Here is a 16,804-nt window from a genome sequence, read left to right on the forward strand (position 1 = left end):
CTCCCAGGGACTTCGAGTCCGTATTATAAAATGATCTCCGGCTTAGTATTCGACACACTAAAGGCTACTGGTCTTTTCTTTTTTTGTAAATAAGTAAATTGGTCTACAAAAAAGATTTCCACGACCAGATGAATTATTCATCCAACCTATGAAAATCTTACACTAACAATGAATATCAGTAAAGATAATTGGCAAATTAGTAAAACGATTCACCCTTTACAAATAAAAACTATAACTAATTTTTATCAAGATGTCATAAAGCCACAAGCCAAAAACTTAGTCAATGAAGTAGACTTAGCAAAATCATTGGTTAAAAAGGTACAACAAAAGGGTAGGATTTATGTTGGTGAAGACGAGACGGTTAGGATAATCGAAATGGCTCAACCGTTTAACATTAAACACGTAAATTTAGAAGAATTGTACTTAAAAGAAATTACTAATAAGTTAAGAAGATTAAGTCAGGTAGATGGAGAAAAACTTACTGCCGATGGGGTTGACAATGCAATCCAACAAATTCAAGATGCAAATAATCGACTCTTAGACCTTTTTCTGGCTGATGCTAAACATAATTATAGTACTAAAACTATTCGCCGCTATCGAGATAACTTGCAATTTTATCTTAATGAATGGGTTGCTTATCGTTTAAGCACTATTTTTAATCTTGATATTCAGACTAGTGTCGATGAACTAGAATTTCACGGAGTAGGCAAAACAGAACGCACGAATATTAAGGCTTCTTTGCAAAAACTAGCGAAGTACTTGAAAGATCAAGATATCCTTAGTGATAATGAATACGATGACATTCTCGTATATACGCAAAAAGCTCCTGTCGATCTTGGGGAAGAGTACGGAGATGAAGATGATGATCAAGTAATAGAGGATTTTCTCGCTTCATTATTTAGTGAATCAGAGAAGCTTCCAGTAGTATTTGATCCACAAACTGATAAAATGCTGGACGAATATCTTAAATCATTCATTGCTTTGTATGGCCTTATTTCTGCCCAACAAGCTTACCAAATTATTTATTCGCAAAATCCCGCAATTGATAAAGAGCGATTTGATCAATACATTCAAAATAAATTTGACGAAATTACCATGGAATACTGTATCATTGATTTTAAAAAAGAATTTACGAATGTTGACATTGCTCCTGAAATTTTCATCTTTAGTCCACTTCTTATTAAAGATGAAAATAGGCTTCCTTCATGTTAGATGGTACAACGTCAAATTAACTGGTCACTGATCGATCGAGTTCGTACTAAAAACCCGATTGTCCTTAATCTCGCCAATTTAGTAACAATTGATAAAGTTGCCGATGCCGTTAGTGCTGTCGGAGCGTCGCCGATCATGTCTGTTGAGCCCACTGAAGCAGATGAAATGGTGACACTGGCCGATGCCCTTTCTATCAATCTTGGAACAATCAATGAGCATCAGGCGACACAAATTAAGACGGTTTTGCGAGCTGCCACGCCACTCAAACCCCTCGTTTTAGATCCGGTAGCGGTAAGTGCGATTCCATCCCGCTTAGAGTTTGCCCACTTATTGCTAAATGATTTTCATTTTGATGTTATTCGTGGTAACGCCAGTGAAATTGCTGCTTTAGTAGAAGCTGACAATACTAGTCATGGAATCGACGCTGGTAAAGTTCCCAATCGGGTTCAAATTGCCGAAACGTGTGCTCGACGTTACCATTCAATTGTAGTCTTGACTGGTGAAACTGACATAATAACTGATGGGCAAGTTGTCTATGAAAATCCCTTTTCTGCCGAGATGTTAACGATGAATGTGGGTAGTGGCGACATGCTTTCTAGTATCATCGCTGCATTTTTAGGGACTACTACTAATACTTGGGATGCTTGTATTGTTGCAACGGTTTTGGTATCTGCTGCTGGAGTATTAGCTAACCGTTATTCAGTCGGACTCGGTTCTTGGCAAGTACAGTTTTTTGACCAGCTTTCGATTATGGATACGAAAGCATTACTAGAATTCTTTGAGGAAAGTGAGGAAGATTACCTTGATTAATTGATTAATGATTATCCCCAGGCTTTAACAATTGCTGGAACTGATAGTGGCGGTGGTGCCGGTATTCCAGCGGATGTAAAGACGATGCAAATGCGCGGAGTATACTCAGCAATGGTAGTCGTCGCAGTCACTGCGCAAAATACATTAGGAGTGCAAGATGCCCTGCCAATGCCTGAAAAATTAATTGATGAGCAATTTGCTTCAATCGCTGGTGATTTGAAAATTAGGGTATGTAAAACGGGGATGTTGGCTGACCCTCTCCGTGTAAGAACGGTTGTACGAAATTTAAAGAAATATGATTTAGGACCGCTTATTGTCGATCCGGTCATGGTAGCAAAGGGGGGCGCAAAGTTACTTAGTGATGATGCAATTTCAATTGTAAGGGATGAACTTATCCCCCTCGCCTCTCTGGTTACGCCAAACATTCCAGAAGCTTGTGAGTTGACGGGAATCGCAATAAGGGATAAAAATGATATTAAAAAGGCTGCCCGCGAATTACAAAAGCGTGGAGCAAAAAATATTCTCATAAAAGGTGGCCATGCAGAATCTTCAGACAAAGCTGATGATTATATTTTATTTGAAGATGGTAATGATATGTGGTTAACTGCGCCTCGTGTTAATACTAAAAATACTCATGGGACTGGTGATACAATTTCTGCATGTATTACTGCGGAAATTGCTAAGGGTCACTCCATGGAACAGGCAATTATGATTGGGAAGACATATGTCGAAAAGACGATTAGCAAGGGTATTAATGTTGGTCATGGTCATGGGCCACTTAATCACTGGGTTAAAATTGAAGGAGACGATCTAAAATGAATGATGTTTGATCCAAAAATGTTACAAGTATACTTAGTTGGTGGAACACAAGATGTCCATAATGACGTTGTTAAATTTCTTGAAAAAGTGGAGCTAGCAATGAAGAGTGGTATCACTGCCTTCCAATATCGAGAAAAGGGAAACTCGAAGTTACGGCCTAATGAACGAGTAGACTTAGGACTAGAACTACGGACCTTATGTACGCGCTATGGAATTCCATTGATTGTTGATGACGATTATGAATTGGCTCAGCAAATAAACGCTGATGGAGTTCACGTTGGACAAAATGATACTAAAATTGAACAAGTATCTGTCGCTGTAGGTCATCAGATGTTCATCGGCTATTCCTGTAATACACCAGAACAAGTTGAACGTGCTAATACAATGGACTTTGTTGATTATATTGGTTGTGGTCCCGTTTTCCCTACAAAATCAAAGTCTGACGCTGATGCTGCTATTGGTATCAATCGTCTTGAACGTTTAAACATGATTAGCGAACGTCCTGTAGTTGCAATTGGGGGCATCGATGAAGAAAATATGAAAGTTGTTCATGACACCGGCGTTGCAGGGCTAGCTGTTATTTCCTTAGTCTTTGATAGCAAGGATCTTGCAGCAACTGTAAAGAAAATGAAGAATTTGTATAAATAAATGAAAGAAACGCAAAAGAACACTCCATTAGCTGTTGCAACGGTTGTTCTTGGAATAGTCGTTGGTTTTAGCTCATTGATCCTTAGCGCTATTCTAGATTTAACAGAGCACTATTTTTTAAACTTTAACGAGACAAATAAGATTCCAGTTAATATTAATATTTTTCCTCTTCATCGATTTGTCTCAGTGCTAATAGGGGGGATAATTGCTACAATTATTTGGTACTTTCTTCAACGTCATTATCATCCGGTTAGTATTAAGAATGCTCTGAATGGTAAAGAGATGCCGTTAAGAAAAACATTTATTCACGTGGTTACCCAGATCTTTTTCGTAGGGACTGGGAATTCCATCGGTCGTGAATTAGCCCCACGAGAAGCAGGGGCTGCTATCGCTCAGAAATGGTCTCGAATGCTTAATTCTTATCGGTGGTTGCACCTTAATGATGAAGATAAACGTTTATTAATCGCCGCTGCTGCTGGAGCTGGATTCGCGGGGGTCTATATTGCACCTATTACAGGAACTGTTTTCTGTTTAGAAATTTTATATCGGCGCATTAATGCCCGTTCAGTTTCCGTTAGCTTAATCATGTCAGTAATCGCAACGATGATTGGTTCGATTTTAAAAGGATTCGAACCATATTATATTGTTAGGAGTCGAGATTTCTCTTTGCTATCTGTTCCATTAGCAATTGTGCTAGGATTAATCCTTGGAGTAACCGGAACCTGGTTTAAACAAGGAGTTAAAGCAGCTTCTAGTAAACGAGCAACGGGTAAAAATATTTTCTGGCAATTACCACTTTTATCGTTCTCAGCAGGAGCAATTGCAGCTTTTTATCCACAAATTATGGGAAACGGGCGGGGACTTGCTCAATTAGCCATGAATACGACCACCGTCAATTCTCAGGTCCTAGGAGCGCTCTTGTTTGGTCTAGTTGCTAAAGTAATAGTTACCTTATTTACAATCAAATGTGGAGGCTATGGAGGAACACTGACGCCATCGATTGCCGCTGGAGCAGTTATTGGAGTATTTCTCGGTATTCCTTATATGCACTTCTTCCCGGTTGTTACCTTAACGCAGTGTGCAGTTATTGGGGCCTCATTGTTTTTAGCAGCGTCACAGCAGGCACCGTTAATGGCATTATTTATGTTATTTGAAGTTTGTCACCTTAACTTTACAGCTTTTCTTCCGTTGGGGATTGGAGTTGCAATTTCAATTGGAATTTCAAAGTGGATGCAGGAAGCAAAAGCAAGGACAAAATAATTGAAAGGCGCAACTGAATTAAAGAAACAGATTATTAACACGGCGAATTCAAATCAAATTGACCAAGTTATTATCGGAATGGAAGCTACTTCCATTTATAGTTTTCACCCAGCAATGTTCTTTCAAGAAGACATTGATCTGAAAGCTTTTAATACTCAATCAGTCGTCGTTGATCCCAAGAAAACTAAACGTTTTCACGATGTTTTCGCTGAAGACAAAAATGATCAAATTGATGCTTATTACATTGCAGATTACTTACGTGTTGGTCATTATTCGATTGGAATTGTTCGTCAAGAAAATTACATTGCTCTTCAGCGCTTAACCCGTTCTAGATATGAGATTGTTCAAAGCCTGGTTCGAGCTAAACAACACTTTATTGAAAACTTATACTATAAGCTCAATAAGCTTGTTATCTCTGATGAACTTAATACTTCTATATTTGGTTCAACCATGATGCAGTTATTAACTGAAGATCTGACTACTGATGACTTACTCAATATTTCAATCAATGATTTAACCGACTATTTGGCTGAACACGGTCGAGGTCGCTTCGCAGACCCCGAAGCTTTAGCGAAAACGATTCAAAAGGCTATTCGGTCTTCGTACCGGCTAGATAAAGTCGTAGCTAATTCGGTTAACGCGGTTCTTTCTGTCTATGCTGAAGAGATTAAGGCATTTCAAAAGATGATTAAGGATCTCGATAAGTCAATTGAGAAAGTCGTTAAAGTAACTGATGATGAACAAATTCTGCGCTCAATTCCCGGTATCGGACCAGTCTATGCAGCTGGTATTTTAGCTGAAATTGGTCAAATCGATCGATTTGACAACGAAGCTAAATTAGCTAAATATGCTGGGCTTTCCTGGAGAGAAAAGCAATCGGGAAGTTACACTAGTGATAACACACCGTTAAAGAGGACTGGTAATACCTATCTTCGTTATTACTTGGTTGAAGCTGCCAACCTAGTTCGAACGCACGATCCAGTCTTTGGCGAGTATTATCAGCGTAAATACAAAGAAGTAAAACACACTCCTTCTAAACGAGCCCTCGTTCTTACCGCACGTAAATTAATCAGGGTGATTTACTTCCTACTCAAAAATCACCAAATTTATCAAGAAAAGAGGTAAATGAATAACCAATTATGTGGATATGCAATTGTTGATCAAAAGATTACGATTAATTATCAAAACAGTGCTATTGTTTTATCAGTTATTACGCCTGAAATCATTCGAGTATTTCAAGATCACGGTGAAAAAGGAGCATCATATGCTATTGAAGGCAATAAAACAATTAAAACTAATTTTACAGTCTTAGATCATGGTGACCATCTTGAATTAACTACGGCAGCGTTAATTGTAAAAATATACGACAACGAGAAAATGAATGTATATGACAAGGAGGGTCATCCATTAGTTATTGATTATCAGGGTAAGCGAACACCGATTGACCGTGGATTAGATAAGGCCCATGCAAAATTAGTTGCTGCCGAAGGTCATGATATTGCTGGTGGAAGTGACCAAGATAAGACATATTTTGAAGTAATTAAATCTTTAGCCACTGATGAACAGATATATGGTCTTGGTGATAAAACTGGGTACTTGAATAAACGTGGCTACGAATACGATAACTGGAATACTGATAATCCAGCACCTCAAGTAGAAAGTTTTACCCGGCTTTATAAATCTATTCCTTTCATGTTAGGCTTGAAGAACGGTCACCCATACGGTCTTTTCTTTGATAATCCTTATCGGAGCCATCTTGATTTAGGAAAAGAAAATGCTAATTACTACTTTTATTCCGCAGTCGCCGGTAACCTTGATTATTACATTATCGGTGGTCCGCACTTGAGCGATATTGTTAAAAATTATACTTACCTTACTGGGCGCGTTCCATTGCCACAAAAATGGGTACTTGGTTATCAGCAATCGCGTTGGGGATATAGTGTAAGTCCTGAAAAAGTTCAAGAGATTGCGACTAAACTACGAGAAAATGATCTTCCTTGTGACGTGATCCACTTTGACATTGACTATATGGATGGTTACCGAGTATTTACTTGGAACAAAGAAAAGTTTACTGATCCTCAAGCATTTGTTTCAAAGTTGAGAGACCAAGGATTTAGAGTAATGCCGATTATTGACCCCGGTGTTAAGCAAGATAAAAAGTATAAAATTTATAAAGAAGGAATTAAGAAAGGATACTTTGTTAAGAATCCTGATGGGACCGTTTATGTTAATAAGGTTTGGCCTGGCGATGCTGTTTTCCCTGACTTTGGCCGAGAAGAGGTACAACAATGGTGGGCTGATAATTGTAAATACCTTGTTGATACCGGAACAGCTGGAATTTGGGACGATATGAACGAACCAGCATCGTTTGAAGGTGAAATCCCTGATAATATTGTCTTTAGTGACGGAAAATCCCCTTCTACTCATAAGAAATTGCATAATGTTTATGGACATAATATGGCAAAGGCTACTTACAATGGATTAAAGAAATACAGTCATAAACGACCTTATGTCATTACTCGGGCTGCTTATGCGGGAACGCAAAAGTATTCAACCGTCTGGACAGGTGATAACCAAAGTTTGTGGCCTCATCTACAAATGATGATTCCTCAATTATGTAATTTAGGAATGAGTGGCTTTGCCTTTGCGGGAACTGATATTGGTGGATTTGGTGCAGATGCCACGGCCGAAATGCTAACACGGTGGATTGAGGCAGCCTTATTTAGTCCTCTCTATCGTAATCACGCTTCAATGGGAACCCGTGAACAAGAACCTTGGGTATTCGGTGAACCAACGCTCTCAATCTACCGGAAGTATTTAAAGTTAAGGTATCGTTTTATTCCATTCTTATACGATCTTTGTTACAAGGAGACAAAGAATGGGCTCGGAATAATGCGTCCGTTAGTATTAAACTACGATCAGGATCCTACTGTTCGGACAATGAACGATGAATATATGGTTGGCGATGAATTACTAGTAGCTCCAGTAGTTCAAGAAGGCCAAAATACACGAGCAGTCTACTTGCCAGCAGGGGAGTGGATTGACTTTTGGAACGGTGTTGAATATGCAGGTAAGCGGTCAATTTTAGTAGAAGCGCCAATTGATAAGTTACCACTATTCGTTAAAAAGAATACGATTATTCCATGGGGCCCTGAAGTAAGTCATATTAGTGATGAACCTAATGAAACAATGACCTTCCGCTTATATGGACAACATGCCTCATATACTCATTACCAAGATAACGGCCTTGACTTTGCTTATCAAAGTGGTGAATACAACCTTTATCAAATCAAGGCTTCTCAAAATAGAGTAACAATAGATATGGCTCATAATGGTTATGATAAAAATTACCGGAAGATCTTTGTAGAATTAAATGATCAAAAATTAACATTTGAATTTAATCCCCAAACACAAACATATGTCCAACAATAAATGCATAAAAAAGCACAAATCGGATTCGGACTTTTTTGTTGGATTTTATTCGGAGTATTACTCTTTAATGTTTTAACTAAATCTCCATTTGTTCGTTTAATCGATGCAGGTGGCTTTGATCTGACTGCCCCAGTGTCTAAGTTTAAGACTACTATCCTGACCGAATTAACCTTTATGGGTGACCCAGTTACAGTCGGCATTATAACAATCGGCTTAATGCTCCTGTTATGGCGTCGCGGAAGAGCAACTGATAGTGTTTGGTATGGCATGTTACAATTTATTGGTTACTGTTTAGTTATCCTCATCAAGTATAGTGTTACTCGTCTCCGTCCTTCCTTTCGGTTAATTGATGTTAGTGGATATAGTTTCCCAAGTGGGCATACTTTTTCAACTGCTATTTTCACTTTTACGATCCTAGCCCTCCTTTTACCCTATTGTAAAGTTAAATGGCAGAGGGTAATCTTAGGAATCGTCGGCGCTCTATGGATCATTATTATTATGTATTCGCGAGTTTATTTACGAGCTCATTTTACTTCCGATGTGATCGGGGCCTTTTTATTAGCTAGTGGATGGTGGTTATTAGCTAATAGTCAGCGCGCTATTTTCTTTCATTGGTTACAAAAACCAGTCAATAAAGTCTAAAGAGTGTGGTGATGATGGCTTGAAGGATACACCTGTTCCCATGCCGAACACAGAAGTTAAGCTTCAACACGCCGAAAGTAGTTGGGGGATCGCTCCCTGCGAGGATAGGACGTTGCCGCGCAGTTGCGCGGCAACGTCCTATCCTCGCAGGGAGCGATCCCCCAACTACTTTCGGCGTGTTGAAGCTTAACTTCTGTGTTCGGCATGGGAACAGGTGTATCCTTCAAGCCATCATCACCACACTCTTTGTCCCTTCGGACGAGAGCTTGTGCTCTCAAAACTAAATCCTATCTATTCTCTTCCAATAAACCTTACCGCTCCTTGGTTAAGTCCTCGAATGAAGCAACTTGTACTACCAATCAAAGACAGTAATGTTCTACACGAAGTTGAAGATACACTATTACACAACTTTAAAGCTGGCCGGCGGAATTACACCATTTTCCAGGTTGGCAAGGCAACTCTGCTCAGAGTGAGTGATGTATTGGCTCTCAGACACTCTGAAATCTTCAATGGCGATGGGACGGTTGCTAAAAATGCGCACATTCGAGATAAAAAGACCGGAAAACCGAATACATTGTACCTAAAACCAGTTAAACAGGACCTAACTGACTATTTTCAATGGCTAAACGATAAAAATATTCAATCAGAGTGGCTTTTTCCTTCAATTAAGATGAATTTTAATATTTATGATACTAGTAAGCATACAGTTTTATTGAACGGCGACTATTTAACTTTTCAATTGGAACCAATAGATTTAAATACTGTCGAAATGGTTATTCTTAGTCCTACAACTGTTCCTACTATTATTAATATGCAACAACAGGGTAAAACTTTTCATATTCATTTACCACAAGACCAAGTAAAAATTGGAAATACAACACTGTATTTCAGCTAAATGACAACAGCTATTATCGAACTTGACCATCTTCAAAAAAACTTTGGCAAGTTTGCCGCATTAAAAGATGTCAGTTTCACGTTGGCACCCGGTCAGGTTCTGGGTTTTCTAGGACCTAATGGGGCCGGCAAATCCACGACCATTCGAGTTATTTTAGGCTTATTAAAAAAGAGTGGCGGCTCAGTGACCGTCTTCGGCAAAGATGCCTGGCGGGATGATGCGGCGATTCATCCACGCATCGCCTATATTCCTGGGGACGTTTATTTATGGCCAAATCTTTCTGGCGGCGAAATTATCGACCTATTGCTACGTTTAAATGGCCGCCAGCATAATCAAAAGACCGATGAACTAATCAAGGCCTTTGAATTTGATCCGAAGAAAAAAGCTCGTACCTATTCAAAAGGCAATCGTCAAAAAGTAGCGTTAATTGCTGCGTTGTCGCAAGATGCCGATTTGTATATTTTTGATGAACCCACTTCTGGGCTTGATCCATTAAATGAACAGACTTTCCAGCAAGAAGTTTTAAAACTGAAAAGAGCCGGTAAAAGTGTGCTGCTATCAAGCCACATTTTGTCCGAAGTCGAGCGAATGTGTGATTCAATTGTTATCATCCGTGATGGTAGTGTGATTGAGAGCGGCAATCTTGATCAATTACGGCATCTATCGCGGATCAAAATTGAAGTCACCACCGCTACCCCAATGACTGCTTTGGCAAAGCAAGCTGGCGTTCACGACCTCACTTATCGCGATTCCGAGCACACCAAGGCGGTTTTCACCGCTGATCGAGACGCGCTTGGCACCATCATGACCACACTGGCCGCCAACACCGTGGTCGACATGCAATCAACGCCGCCAACGCTGGAAGATTTATTCCTGCGTTATTATGGAAAGCAAGGTGAGACTCATGCGGCACAGTAAATGCGGCACAGTAATCGGAACGCAGGTTATCTGCTTCGGGCAAACCTCAAACAAAATCTAAAATTTTCACTCATCTGGCTTGTCATTTTGATCATGATGATTGCCAGTGGTGCTGGCAAATTGGAAGCAGCCTTTGCAGGCGGGGCCTCGGGCTCTAAAGAGATTGTCAAAATGCTGCAAGCGCCGGGCATGGCGGCAATGTTTGGCGCGATGCCAAAGGTGGACACGTATAACACAGCGATTGTGTTTGCTGGTGTGATGGTCGTCTTCATGATTATTTTGCAGGCCTTATGGGTTATGCCGCTGATGATTCGCAACACCCGCGGTCAAGAAGAAAGTGGCTTGCTCGAAATGGTTCGCGCTCGCAATGTTGGGCGAACGGCTGCCATCACCGCCGCTTCGCTTGAGCTTCTCATCGACAGTGCCATAATGGGTATCCTCTATTTTGTCTCGTTGGCCGCTGTCAACATGGGTGGTACTGACTTGTACGGTGACTTCCTGTTTTCACTGGGGATGGTGATCGCCAACTTGCTATTCGGAGCCATTGCGTTGCTATTCGCGCAACTAACCAATAACACACGTACAGCCAATATGTTGAGCTACATGGTGCTGACTGCCGCTTATTTGGTTCGGCTGGTCACCGATATCCAGCATCAAAATCTGACGTGGTTATCACCAATTGGTTGGTTCGAAAAAGCAAACTTCTATACTGATAACAACGTCTGGGCTTTAGGTTTGGCCTTACTGGTCAGCATTCTGCTTGCGGCCAGCGCCACCATGATTGCCCGCAACCGCGATCTGGGCGCCGGGATTATTGCTGAACGCACCGGCCGAGCCAAAGCTGCCGGCTGGCTTCGCTCGATCCCTGCCTTACTGTGGCGAACTGAGCGCGGATTATTTGCTGGGTGGTTAATCGGCGCCGTGGTGTTTGGCGGCGTCATGGGTAGTGTGCTCGGCGGCGTTGGCGACATTCTTAAAACGAATCCGCTTTATCGTAAAATACTAGATGTTGGCCAAATCAACGCTGCCAATCAGACCATGGTCCTGTCATTCTTAGGCATGTATCTCGGCATTTTCGTCGCATTAGCCGTGACTGCTGGCGTCCAAGTGGCATTCCGACTCAAACGCGATGACAACCTTGGTTACTTGAGCGTCATTCATGCCGAAAAGCCAACGCGAACCACGATCAGTGTCAGCTACTATTGCTTTGGTCTGCTGGCAGGCGTGTTCGTCCTTTCTGCTGGGCTGCTGGCCTTGTTCTTCACTGGGAACACTGTTCTCAGTCACCCGTTGCCGCTCAAGTACCTCGGTCGCCTATTCGTGGCTAGCGTTCCGGCTGTGATATCGTTTATCGCCCTTGGCATCGCACTAGTCGGTCTGTGGCCACGCTTAAGCAGTCTATTCTGGCTGTATATGGGAGCCGGTCTGATCGTTCAAATTTTCCGGGGATTGTTTGATTTGCCAAAACACGCAGGCAACTTCACACCTTTTGGCTGGATTGCCAATGTACCGGTTGAAAACGTTGATCAAACATGGCTAATCGTGATGGTTGTTAGCGCTATAGTATTATTTATTCTTGGCATTGCTGGTTATCGCCGTCAGGATTTGAGCCTATGAATGAAAAATGTTGTGACAGATCCTGAAAAGGTCACCCGAATCCTCAAAACAGCGACGGAAATTTTCGGCCAGCAAGGCTTCATCAAGAGCAAAACCGATCAGATTGCCAACCAAGCACAAGTATCTAAGGGCTTGCTCTTCCATTATTTTGGCAATAAACAAGCGCTGTATCTTGACGCTTTCAAATATGCCTATCATCGAATTTATGATCACATGGACCCCAAAAAGTGGCAGAATGCCCCTGGCTTGGCTGCCATGATGACCACTGCAGTTAAGTATGAGTTGAAACTACAATTCAAATTCCCAGCTGAATACCGCTTGATGATGCAAGCCTATGCTGATTTACCGCATTTTCCCGAACCGTTGCGACAACAAGTGCAGCAAGAAACAACTGCCATATCCGCTGAAACCGATCGCATTTTTCGCGAGAAAATTGAACAGCTGCCTCGTCGTGAGGGCCTGTCAGTCGATGACGTTTTCGGTGTAGTTTCTGCCTTAATCGCCCAACAAACGGCGGTCACCACCAGACTCATTGCCAGTGGCCATTATCGCAAGTTTGAAGATCTGCAGTCCGTGGTTGAGACGATGGCACGCCAGTTATTGATTGTCGAACACGGCTTTTTACCAGATGAAAGTTGATTGACGTCAGCTGATAGATCAAAAAAGGCCAATAGGGTATACCCTATTGGCCTTTTTTATTTAGCTAAGGCTTTGGCAAATGCACAAGATTTAATTAAGCGCATGACAAAGATTTTGAAAGAGAAATTAGGCGATAGATTGCATATTAGTGCTAAGGTATGGCGTGGAGCAGGTCTTAAAGCGTCAGAGAACCCTACTAAGCCACCTAAACAAAAACCTGAAAGAGATACAGGTTTAAAGCGTTAAATGGCTAATACTAATTCTAAATTCTATACAAATAAAGATATGGCAAGAATTTGCAATGTTTCCGAAGCTTCAATGACGAATTTAGTTAAGTCATTAGAATTAGTTCCAATAAAAACAGGTAAATACGGCCGTAAATACTATAATGGCAGAGCATTAGAAAAAATTAAGGAGCATTACAAGAATAAGGCTAAATCATCAACTAATTCTACTAAATCGTCAACTAAAGATGACATCATTAAACAACAGCAAGACCACATTGATGATTTGAAAGCACAAATAGAAACACTTAGTCGCCAATTAGCGGTAAAAGATAAACAAATTGAAGCACAAACAGAACAAGTAAAACAAACGTCTATCTTGCTCTCACAGGCTCATACTTTAACGTTGCAGGCACAAAAGAGTAAAGGTGATGCCTCTGATGCCCCCACCGTCCCTAAAAAAACGCAAGAAACGTCACAATCACCTGCTGAGGATACTCATGGTTGGATTTGGAAGATGTTTCATTAATTGACTAGGGAGCTAGTAAATTGGATAAGTTATCCACTTTACTCATTACTGAACGTGCTACAATTAAAATGTAAAACTATGAACGCTGGTGATGAAATAATGGCATTGAAATGTACAGTAACAACAGACTTACAGGCAAAAGATACTAATGGTTATTCTGGTATTCAAAAGCACGTGGAACATGACCAGAGTATTAACCATTCAAACAAGGATATTGTATTCAGTGAAACTCAATTTAACGTATATGATGAATCAACTGCCACCCGTCAAGCTATTGACGATTGGAATGAGCAACACTTCCATAACTACGTGGAACAGCACGACCAACATCAACGAGAAAAAGGTCATGCTGAACGACAATACGGAAGTGTAAAAAACTTTCTCAAGAGGAAGAAAAAAGCTACTGCAGTTTTGACCATTGGCAATATGGAAGTTCAAAGTCAATTGATGAAAGAGTTTTGCCCGGCTTCTTCGTACGTAGAGGAAAAGCTTCCCGATGGAACTACTCATCTTGTTTTTAAGCTAAAAGACGAACACGAGCAGCCGATTAAAAATAACATTGCTGTCGCTAAACGATTTTACGATTGCTTCAATCGCGCTTTAATTACTGCTACTAATAACAATGTTGGTTGGAATCTCAAATCAGGAAAACGAGTAAATATTGGCGATTATTTACATCGCGGCCGCTATGCTACTAACAACGATGAAATGGGAATCTCACATATCCATTACGAGATAGCAACCTTTGGCATGACACGTGGCGGTAAAAAGCGACCTGCCCATGCGACTAACTCACTCAATCAAGCATTAGTCAGCCTACACCATGCGGTAACAGGTCAATATTGCTCAGGCCGAGCAGCTACCAAATGGTACCGGGCTAGCATAGATAAATTTGCCCTTAAATGCTTGGAAACCGAGCTGCATAAAACTTATAAAGTCCCCCAAAATAAAAAAATTCTTGAGTTTGAACGTAAAACTGAGACTGACAAATCGCTTCAAACCGGACTTTCAATGGAACAACTAAAAGCTCAACACCAAGAAATTGCTGAACACAAAGAAGCTATCCAATCACTGCAAAAGCAAACTAACGACCTTACCAATCAGAATAATAATGTCAAACATCAGGTTGAAACTGTCACTAAGAATCTCAAAGCCATCTATGAGGCCACCACAGGCCACCAGGCAGTTGATAAGGACGGAAATAATCTAACACCCTTAGAAATGGCAAATGGCATTACACACGCTGCTAGGGCCTCTCAAAGCAATAAAGAACAAGCAGATAAAGACATGGTAGCTACTCAAGAAAAAGAAAAAGCTGCCAAACAGCAGCAAGAACAACAAGAACAGCTACTAAATCAACAGCGACAACAACTACAAACTTTACAAAACCAAATTAACGATGCTGACGAACAATTAAAGCAACGCAAATTACAGCGCGTTAAGGAAGCTCAACAGGAATTTGACCGTAATAACCTAATGTACGGTGATAATGAACCAATAACCGCAGACAATATCAACGATGTTGAAGCCTCCATCGACCAATGGCGCAATGATCAACGGCAACAATGGCAAACAGATCAAACCAAACACACTAAGCTTATTAATGACAATAAAGACCTGCAAACCCAAAATGATCAATTAACAACATCTAACCAAGCCATTCAAGATAACATTAACTCCTACAAAAACCAACTTGTCGATTCAATTGCCCAAAACGATCCATCACATCAAGTCGAACAATCATTACTAAACAACAATGAACGCCCTCAACCAGTTAACACTGATCCTGGTCGTCAACAACACCTCAAACAAAACATCAAATACCTGATTAAGGTTGCTGCTAAAGCTCTTCAAAAAGTAAAAGAAGAAGCACTCAAATTCGTTGACCAAATCACCAAAACTCTAACAACTCCAACGAACCCCAATCAACCCAAACCAAACCTAAAATCAAGGTATCTAGATCCATCTACAATTCAAGCTTCTAAACATCCATTTGATTACCAAAGAGAAAAACAGCTAATGAACAAGCTCAATAATGACCCCATCCTTAAATTACAAAAGGCAATTCTATTTGCTAATCAAAAACAAAGCCAAAAAGCTACTCAGCAAATTACCAATGCAATGAACAAACGCCTTAACAAAGACGATGAAAGACAGTTTTAAATGATGTCTCCGAAAAGTATTGCCCGTTGGCAAGAACTGAAAGCAAAAAAATTAAGTGGTCGCACTGTTCCAGAAGATATGGAATATAAGAAACTTCAAATGAAGCATGACGCTGATGTTTTAGCTTTAAACGAGCTAAAATGGAAAGCGGAACTGGCCGAAGCATTGATGACTGAGGCAATCAATAATGATGAATTAAAGCAACGTTTAACCAGCATTATTGATTCGCAAATTGGCAATGAGCAGAAGCCATTTACGAAAAAAGATTTGCATGATTTTGTGGATGCATTTATGACGAAAGTAAAACAAGAACAGCCACAACAAAATCATGTAAAACCATTGGGGAATAATCCATTAATGCAAAATGGATTACCCAATGGGAACAATCAAGATTAAATGTACCAATTAAAACTTGAACCCCAATTTAAGAAAGACTATCAACGCTTAAAGCACCATCACCCTGAATTAATTGATGAACTTATGAATACCTTAAATCAGTTGCACCTTAACGGAATTGTTAACGCTGAATACCGACCACATATTTTAGATAATCGTGGTGGCAATTATAATGGTAGTTACGAGTACCATTTATCTGACGGCAAGGTTGATGTACTAGTAATTTATATGCCCCATAAAACGAACCCATCAATTCGATTAATTCGAGTAGGTAGCCATAATGAATTGTTCCATAGTACGCTAAAATAAATGGAAACAACGCCAACTACAATTCGTCTTGATGATAATCTCAAGAAAGAATTAAACAAGGAATTAAAGTCTATGGGATTAAGTATTAATGGGTACTTCAACTTAGCTGCTCGTCAATTAGTTATTCAGAAGAAAGTACCTTTTGAAGTGTTAGCTGAATCTGACGAACCAACAGAAACCACTAAAAAGGCCATCGTAACAGCCCAAGCAAAGGAACTCGGTATTATTCCCGATGATTCCCCTAGCTTTAACAATGTAGATGAACTAAAGAACTATTTGGATAAAGAATAA

General features: G+C 40.4%; 17 protein-coding genes, 2 rRNA genes and 1 pseudogene. 19 read left to right on the top strand and 1 reads right to left on the bottom strand.

The features are described from left to right. The first annotated feature begins 168 nt into the window (after positions 1 to 168). From HHK02_RS10950 to rrf (HHK02_RS10990), 9 genes and pseudogenes are all read left to right on the top strand, one after another. The gene (locus HHK02_RS10950; RefSeq protein ID WP_231124852.1) at positions 169 to 1,212 is read left to right on the top strand and encodes a hypothetical protein; all 1,044 of its coding nucleotides are present in this window, start codon (positions 169 to 171) and stop codon (positions 1,210 to 1,212) included. Then, on the top strand, positions 1,213 to 2,022 hold the full coding sequence (gene thiM / locus HHK02_RS10955; protein ID WP_181462433.1) for a hydroxyethylthiazole kinase: 810 nt from the start codon (positions 1,213 to 1,215) through the stop codon (positions 2,020 to 2,022). Next, complete coding sequence (gene thiD, locus HHK02_RS10960) at positions 2,023 to 2,841, top strand: bifunctional hydroxymethylpyrimidine kinase/phosphomethylpyrimidine kinase (protein WP_181462434.1); 819 nt, start codon at positions 2,023 to 2,025, stop codon at positions 2,839 to 2,841. Beyond that, complete coding sequence (gene thiE, locus HHK02_RS10965) at positions 2,842 to 3,489, top strand: thiamine phosphate synthase (protein ID WP_181462435.1); 648 nt, start codon at positions 2,842 to 2,844, stop codon at positions 3,487 to 3,489. Beyond that, a complete protein-coding gene (locus HHK02_RS10970) occupies positions 3,490 to 4,749 on the top strand; it encodes a chloride channel protein (RefSeq protein ID WP_181462436.1) in 1,260 nt (419 codons plus the stop codon). Further along, positions 4,750 to 5,874 (top strand): annotated as a pseudogene (locus tag HHK02_RS10975) (IS110 family RNA-guided transposase); the annotation flags it as partial. Continuing rightward, positions 5,875 to 8,181 carry a glycoside hydrolase family 31 protein gene (locus HHK02_RS10980; protein ID WP_181462437.1) on the top strand — a complete coding sequence of 769 codons (2,307 nt, stop codon included), beginning with the start codon at positions 5,875 to 5,877 and terminating at the stop codon, positions 8,179 to 8,181. It abuts the pseudogene before it with no gap. After that, a complete protein-coding gene (locus HHK02_RS10985; protein WP_003672703.1) occupies positions 8,182 to 8,823 on the top strand; it encodes a phosphatase PAP2 family protein in 642 nt (213 codons plus the stop codon). A gap of 4 nt (positions 8,824 to 8,827) precedes the next feature. Next, positions 8,828 to 8,944: ribosomal RNA gene (gene rrf / locus HHK02_RS10990) — 5S ribosomal RNA — on the top strand. 4 nt (positions 8,945 to 8,948) lie between these two features. Here rrf (HHK02_RS10990) and rrf (HHK02_RS10995) read toward each other — a convergent pair. Continuing rightward, a 5S ribosomal RNA gene (gene rrf / locus HHK02_RS10995) occupies positions 8,949 to 9,065 on the bottom strand. A 95-nt stretch (positions 9,066 to 9,160) separates the two neighbouring features. Here rrf (HHK02_RS10995) and HHK02_RS13030 point away from each other — a divergent pair. The 10 genes from HHK02_RS13030 to HHK02_RS11045 all read left to right on the top strand — a co-directional run bounded on the left by HHK02_RS13030 (position 9,161) and on the right by HHK02_RS11045 (position 16,804). After that, positions 9,161 to 9,718, top strand: coding sequence for a site-specific integrase (locus HHK02_RS13030; RefSeq protein ID WP_331271638.1), 558 nt, complete (start codon positions 9,161 to 9,163; stop codon positions 9,716 to 9,718). Then, entirely contained in the window at positions 9,719 to 10,636 is a 918-nt protein-coding gene (locus tag HHK02_RS11005; RefSeq protein ID WP_003570727.1) for an ABC transporter ATP-binding protein, read from the top strand. Then, the gene (locus tag HHK02_RS11010) at positions 10,637 to 12,253 is read left to right on the top strand and encodes an ABC transporter permease (protein WP_013085964.1); all 1,617 of its coding nucleotides are present in this window, start codon (positions 10,637 to 10,639) and stop codon (positions 12,251 to 12,253) included. Continuing rightward, positions 12,254 to 12,892: a TetR/AcrR family transcriptional regulator gene (locus tag HHK02_RS11015; RefSeq protein WP_003708736.1), complete on the top strand. Its 639-nt coding sequence runs from the start codon at positions 12,254 to 12,256 to the stop codon at positions 12,890 to 12,892. It begins immediately after the preceding gene. Then, positions 12,893 to 13,138: a hypothetical protein gene (locus HHK02_RS11020; protein ID WP_181462438.1), complete on the top strand. Its 246-nt coding sequence runs from the start codon at positions 12,893 to 12,895 to the stop codon at positions 13,136 to 13,138. Then, entirely contained in the window at positions 13,139 to 13,645 is a 507-nt protein-coding gene (locus tag HHK02_RS11025; protein ID WP_181462439.1) for a hypothetical protein, read from the top strand. It abuts the gene before it with no gap. Positions 13,646 to 13,723: 78 nt separating this feature from the next. After that, the gene (locus HHK02_RS11030; protein ID WP_231124854.1) at positions 13,724 to 15,808 is read left to right on the top strand and encodes a replication protein; all 2,085 of its coding nucleotides are present in this window, start codon (positions 13,724 to 13,726) and stop codon (positions 15,806 to 15,808) included. Next, the gene (locus tag HHK02_RS11035; protein WP_172381016.1) at positions 15,809 to 16,204 is read left to right on the top strand and encodes a replication protein; all 396 of its coding nucleotides are present in this window, start codon (positions 15,809 to 15,811) and stop codon (positions 16,202 to 16,204) included. After that, positions 16,205 to 16,513: a type II toxin-antitoxin system YafQ family toxin gene (locus HHK02_RS11040; RefSeq protein ID WP_086120772.1), complete on the top strand. Its 309-nt coding sequence runs from the start codon at positions 16,205 to 16,207 to the stop codon at positions 16,511 to 16,513. Next, positions 16,514 to 16,804, top strand: a complete 291-nt coding sequence (locus HHK02_RS11045; protein WP_086120770.1) for a type II toxin-antitoxin system RelB/DinJ family antitoxin — start codon at positions 16,514 to 16,516, stop codon at positions 16,802 to 16,804.

The sequence above is a fragment of the Limosilactobacillus reuteri genome (genome assembly GCF_013694365.1).
Classification (GTDB): Bacteria; Bacillota; Bacilli; order Lactobacillales; family Lactobacillaceae; genus Limosilactobacillus; species Limosilactobacillus reuteri_E.

What these genes read in the sequence shown, in the direction of transcription:
- HHK02_RS11040 (WP_086120772.1), top strand. Translation starts at nt 16,205, where the DNA reads ATGTACCAATTAAAACTTGAACCCCAATTTAAGAAAGACTATCAACGC.
- HHK02_RS11025 (WP_181462439.1), top strand. Translation starts at nt 13,139, where the DNA reads ATGGCTAATACTAATTCTAAATTCTATACAAATAAAGATATGGCAAGA.
- thiM (WP_181462433.1), top strand. Translation starts at nt 1,213, where the DNA reads ATGGTACAACGTCAAATTAACTGGTCACTGATCGATCGAGTTCGTACT.
- HHK02_RS11015 (WP_003708736.1), top strand. Translation starts at nt 12,254, where the DNA reads ATGAAAAATGTTGTGACAGATCCTGAAAAGGTCACCCGAATCCTCAAA.
- HHK02_RS11045 (WP_086120770.1), top strand. Translation starts at nt 16,514, where the DNA reads ATGGAAACAACGCCAACTACAATTCGTCTTGATGATAATCTCAAGAAA.
- HHK02_RS13030 (WP_331271638.1), top strand. Translation starts at nt 9,161, where the DNA reads ATGAAGCAACTTGTACTACCAATCAAAGACAGTAATGTTCTACACGAA.
- HHK02_RS11005 (WP_003570727.1), top strand. Translation starts at nt 9,719, where the DNA reads ATGACAACAGCTATTATCGAACTTGACCATCTTCAAAAAAACTTTGGC.
- HHK02_RS10970 (WP_181462436.1), top strand. Translation starts at nt 3,490, where the DNA reads ATGAAAGAAACGCAAAAGAACACTCCATTAGCTGTTGCAACGGTTGTT.
- HHK02_RS10980 (WP_181462437.1), top strand. Translation starts at nt 5,875, where the DNA reads ATGAATAACCAATTATGTGGATATGCAATTGTTGATCAAAAGATTACG.
- HHK02_RS10950 (WP_231124852.1), top strand. Translation starts at nt 169, where the DNA reads ATGAATATCAGTAAAGATAATTGGCAAATTAGTAAAACGATTCACCCT.
- HHK02_RS11035 (WP_172381016.1), top strand. Translation starts at nt 15,809, where the DNA reads ATGATGTCTCCGAAAAGTATTGCCCGTTGGCAAGAACTGAAAGCAAAA.
- HHK02_RS10985 (WP_003672703.1), top strand. Translation starts at nt 8,182, where the DNA reads ATGCATAAAAAAGCACAAATCGGATTCGGACTTTTTTGTTGGATTTTA.
- thiE (WP_181462435.1), top strand. Translation starts at nt 2,842, where the DNA reads ATGATGTTTGATCCAAAAATGTTACAAGTATACTTAGTTGGTGGAACA.
- HHK02_RS11010 (WP_013085964.1), top strand. Translation starts at nt 10,637, where the DNA reads ATGCGGCACAGTAATCGGAACGCAGGTTATCTGCTTCGGGCAAACCTC.
- HHK02_RS11030 (WP_231124854.1), top strand. Translation starts at nt 13,724, where the DNA reads ATGAACGCTGGTGATGAAATAATGGCATTGAAATGTACAGTAACAACA.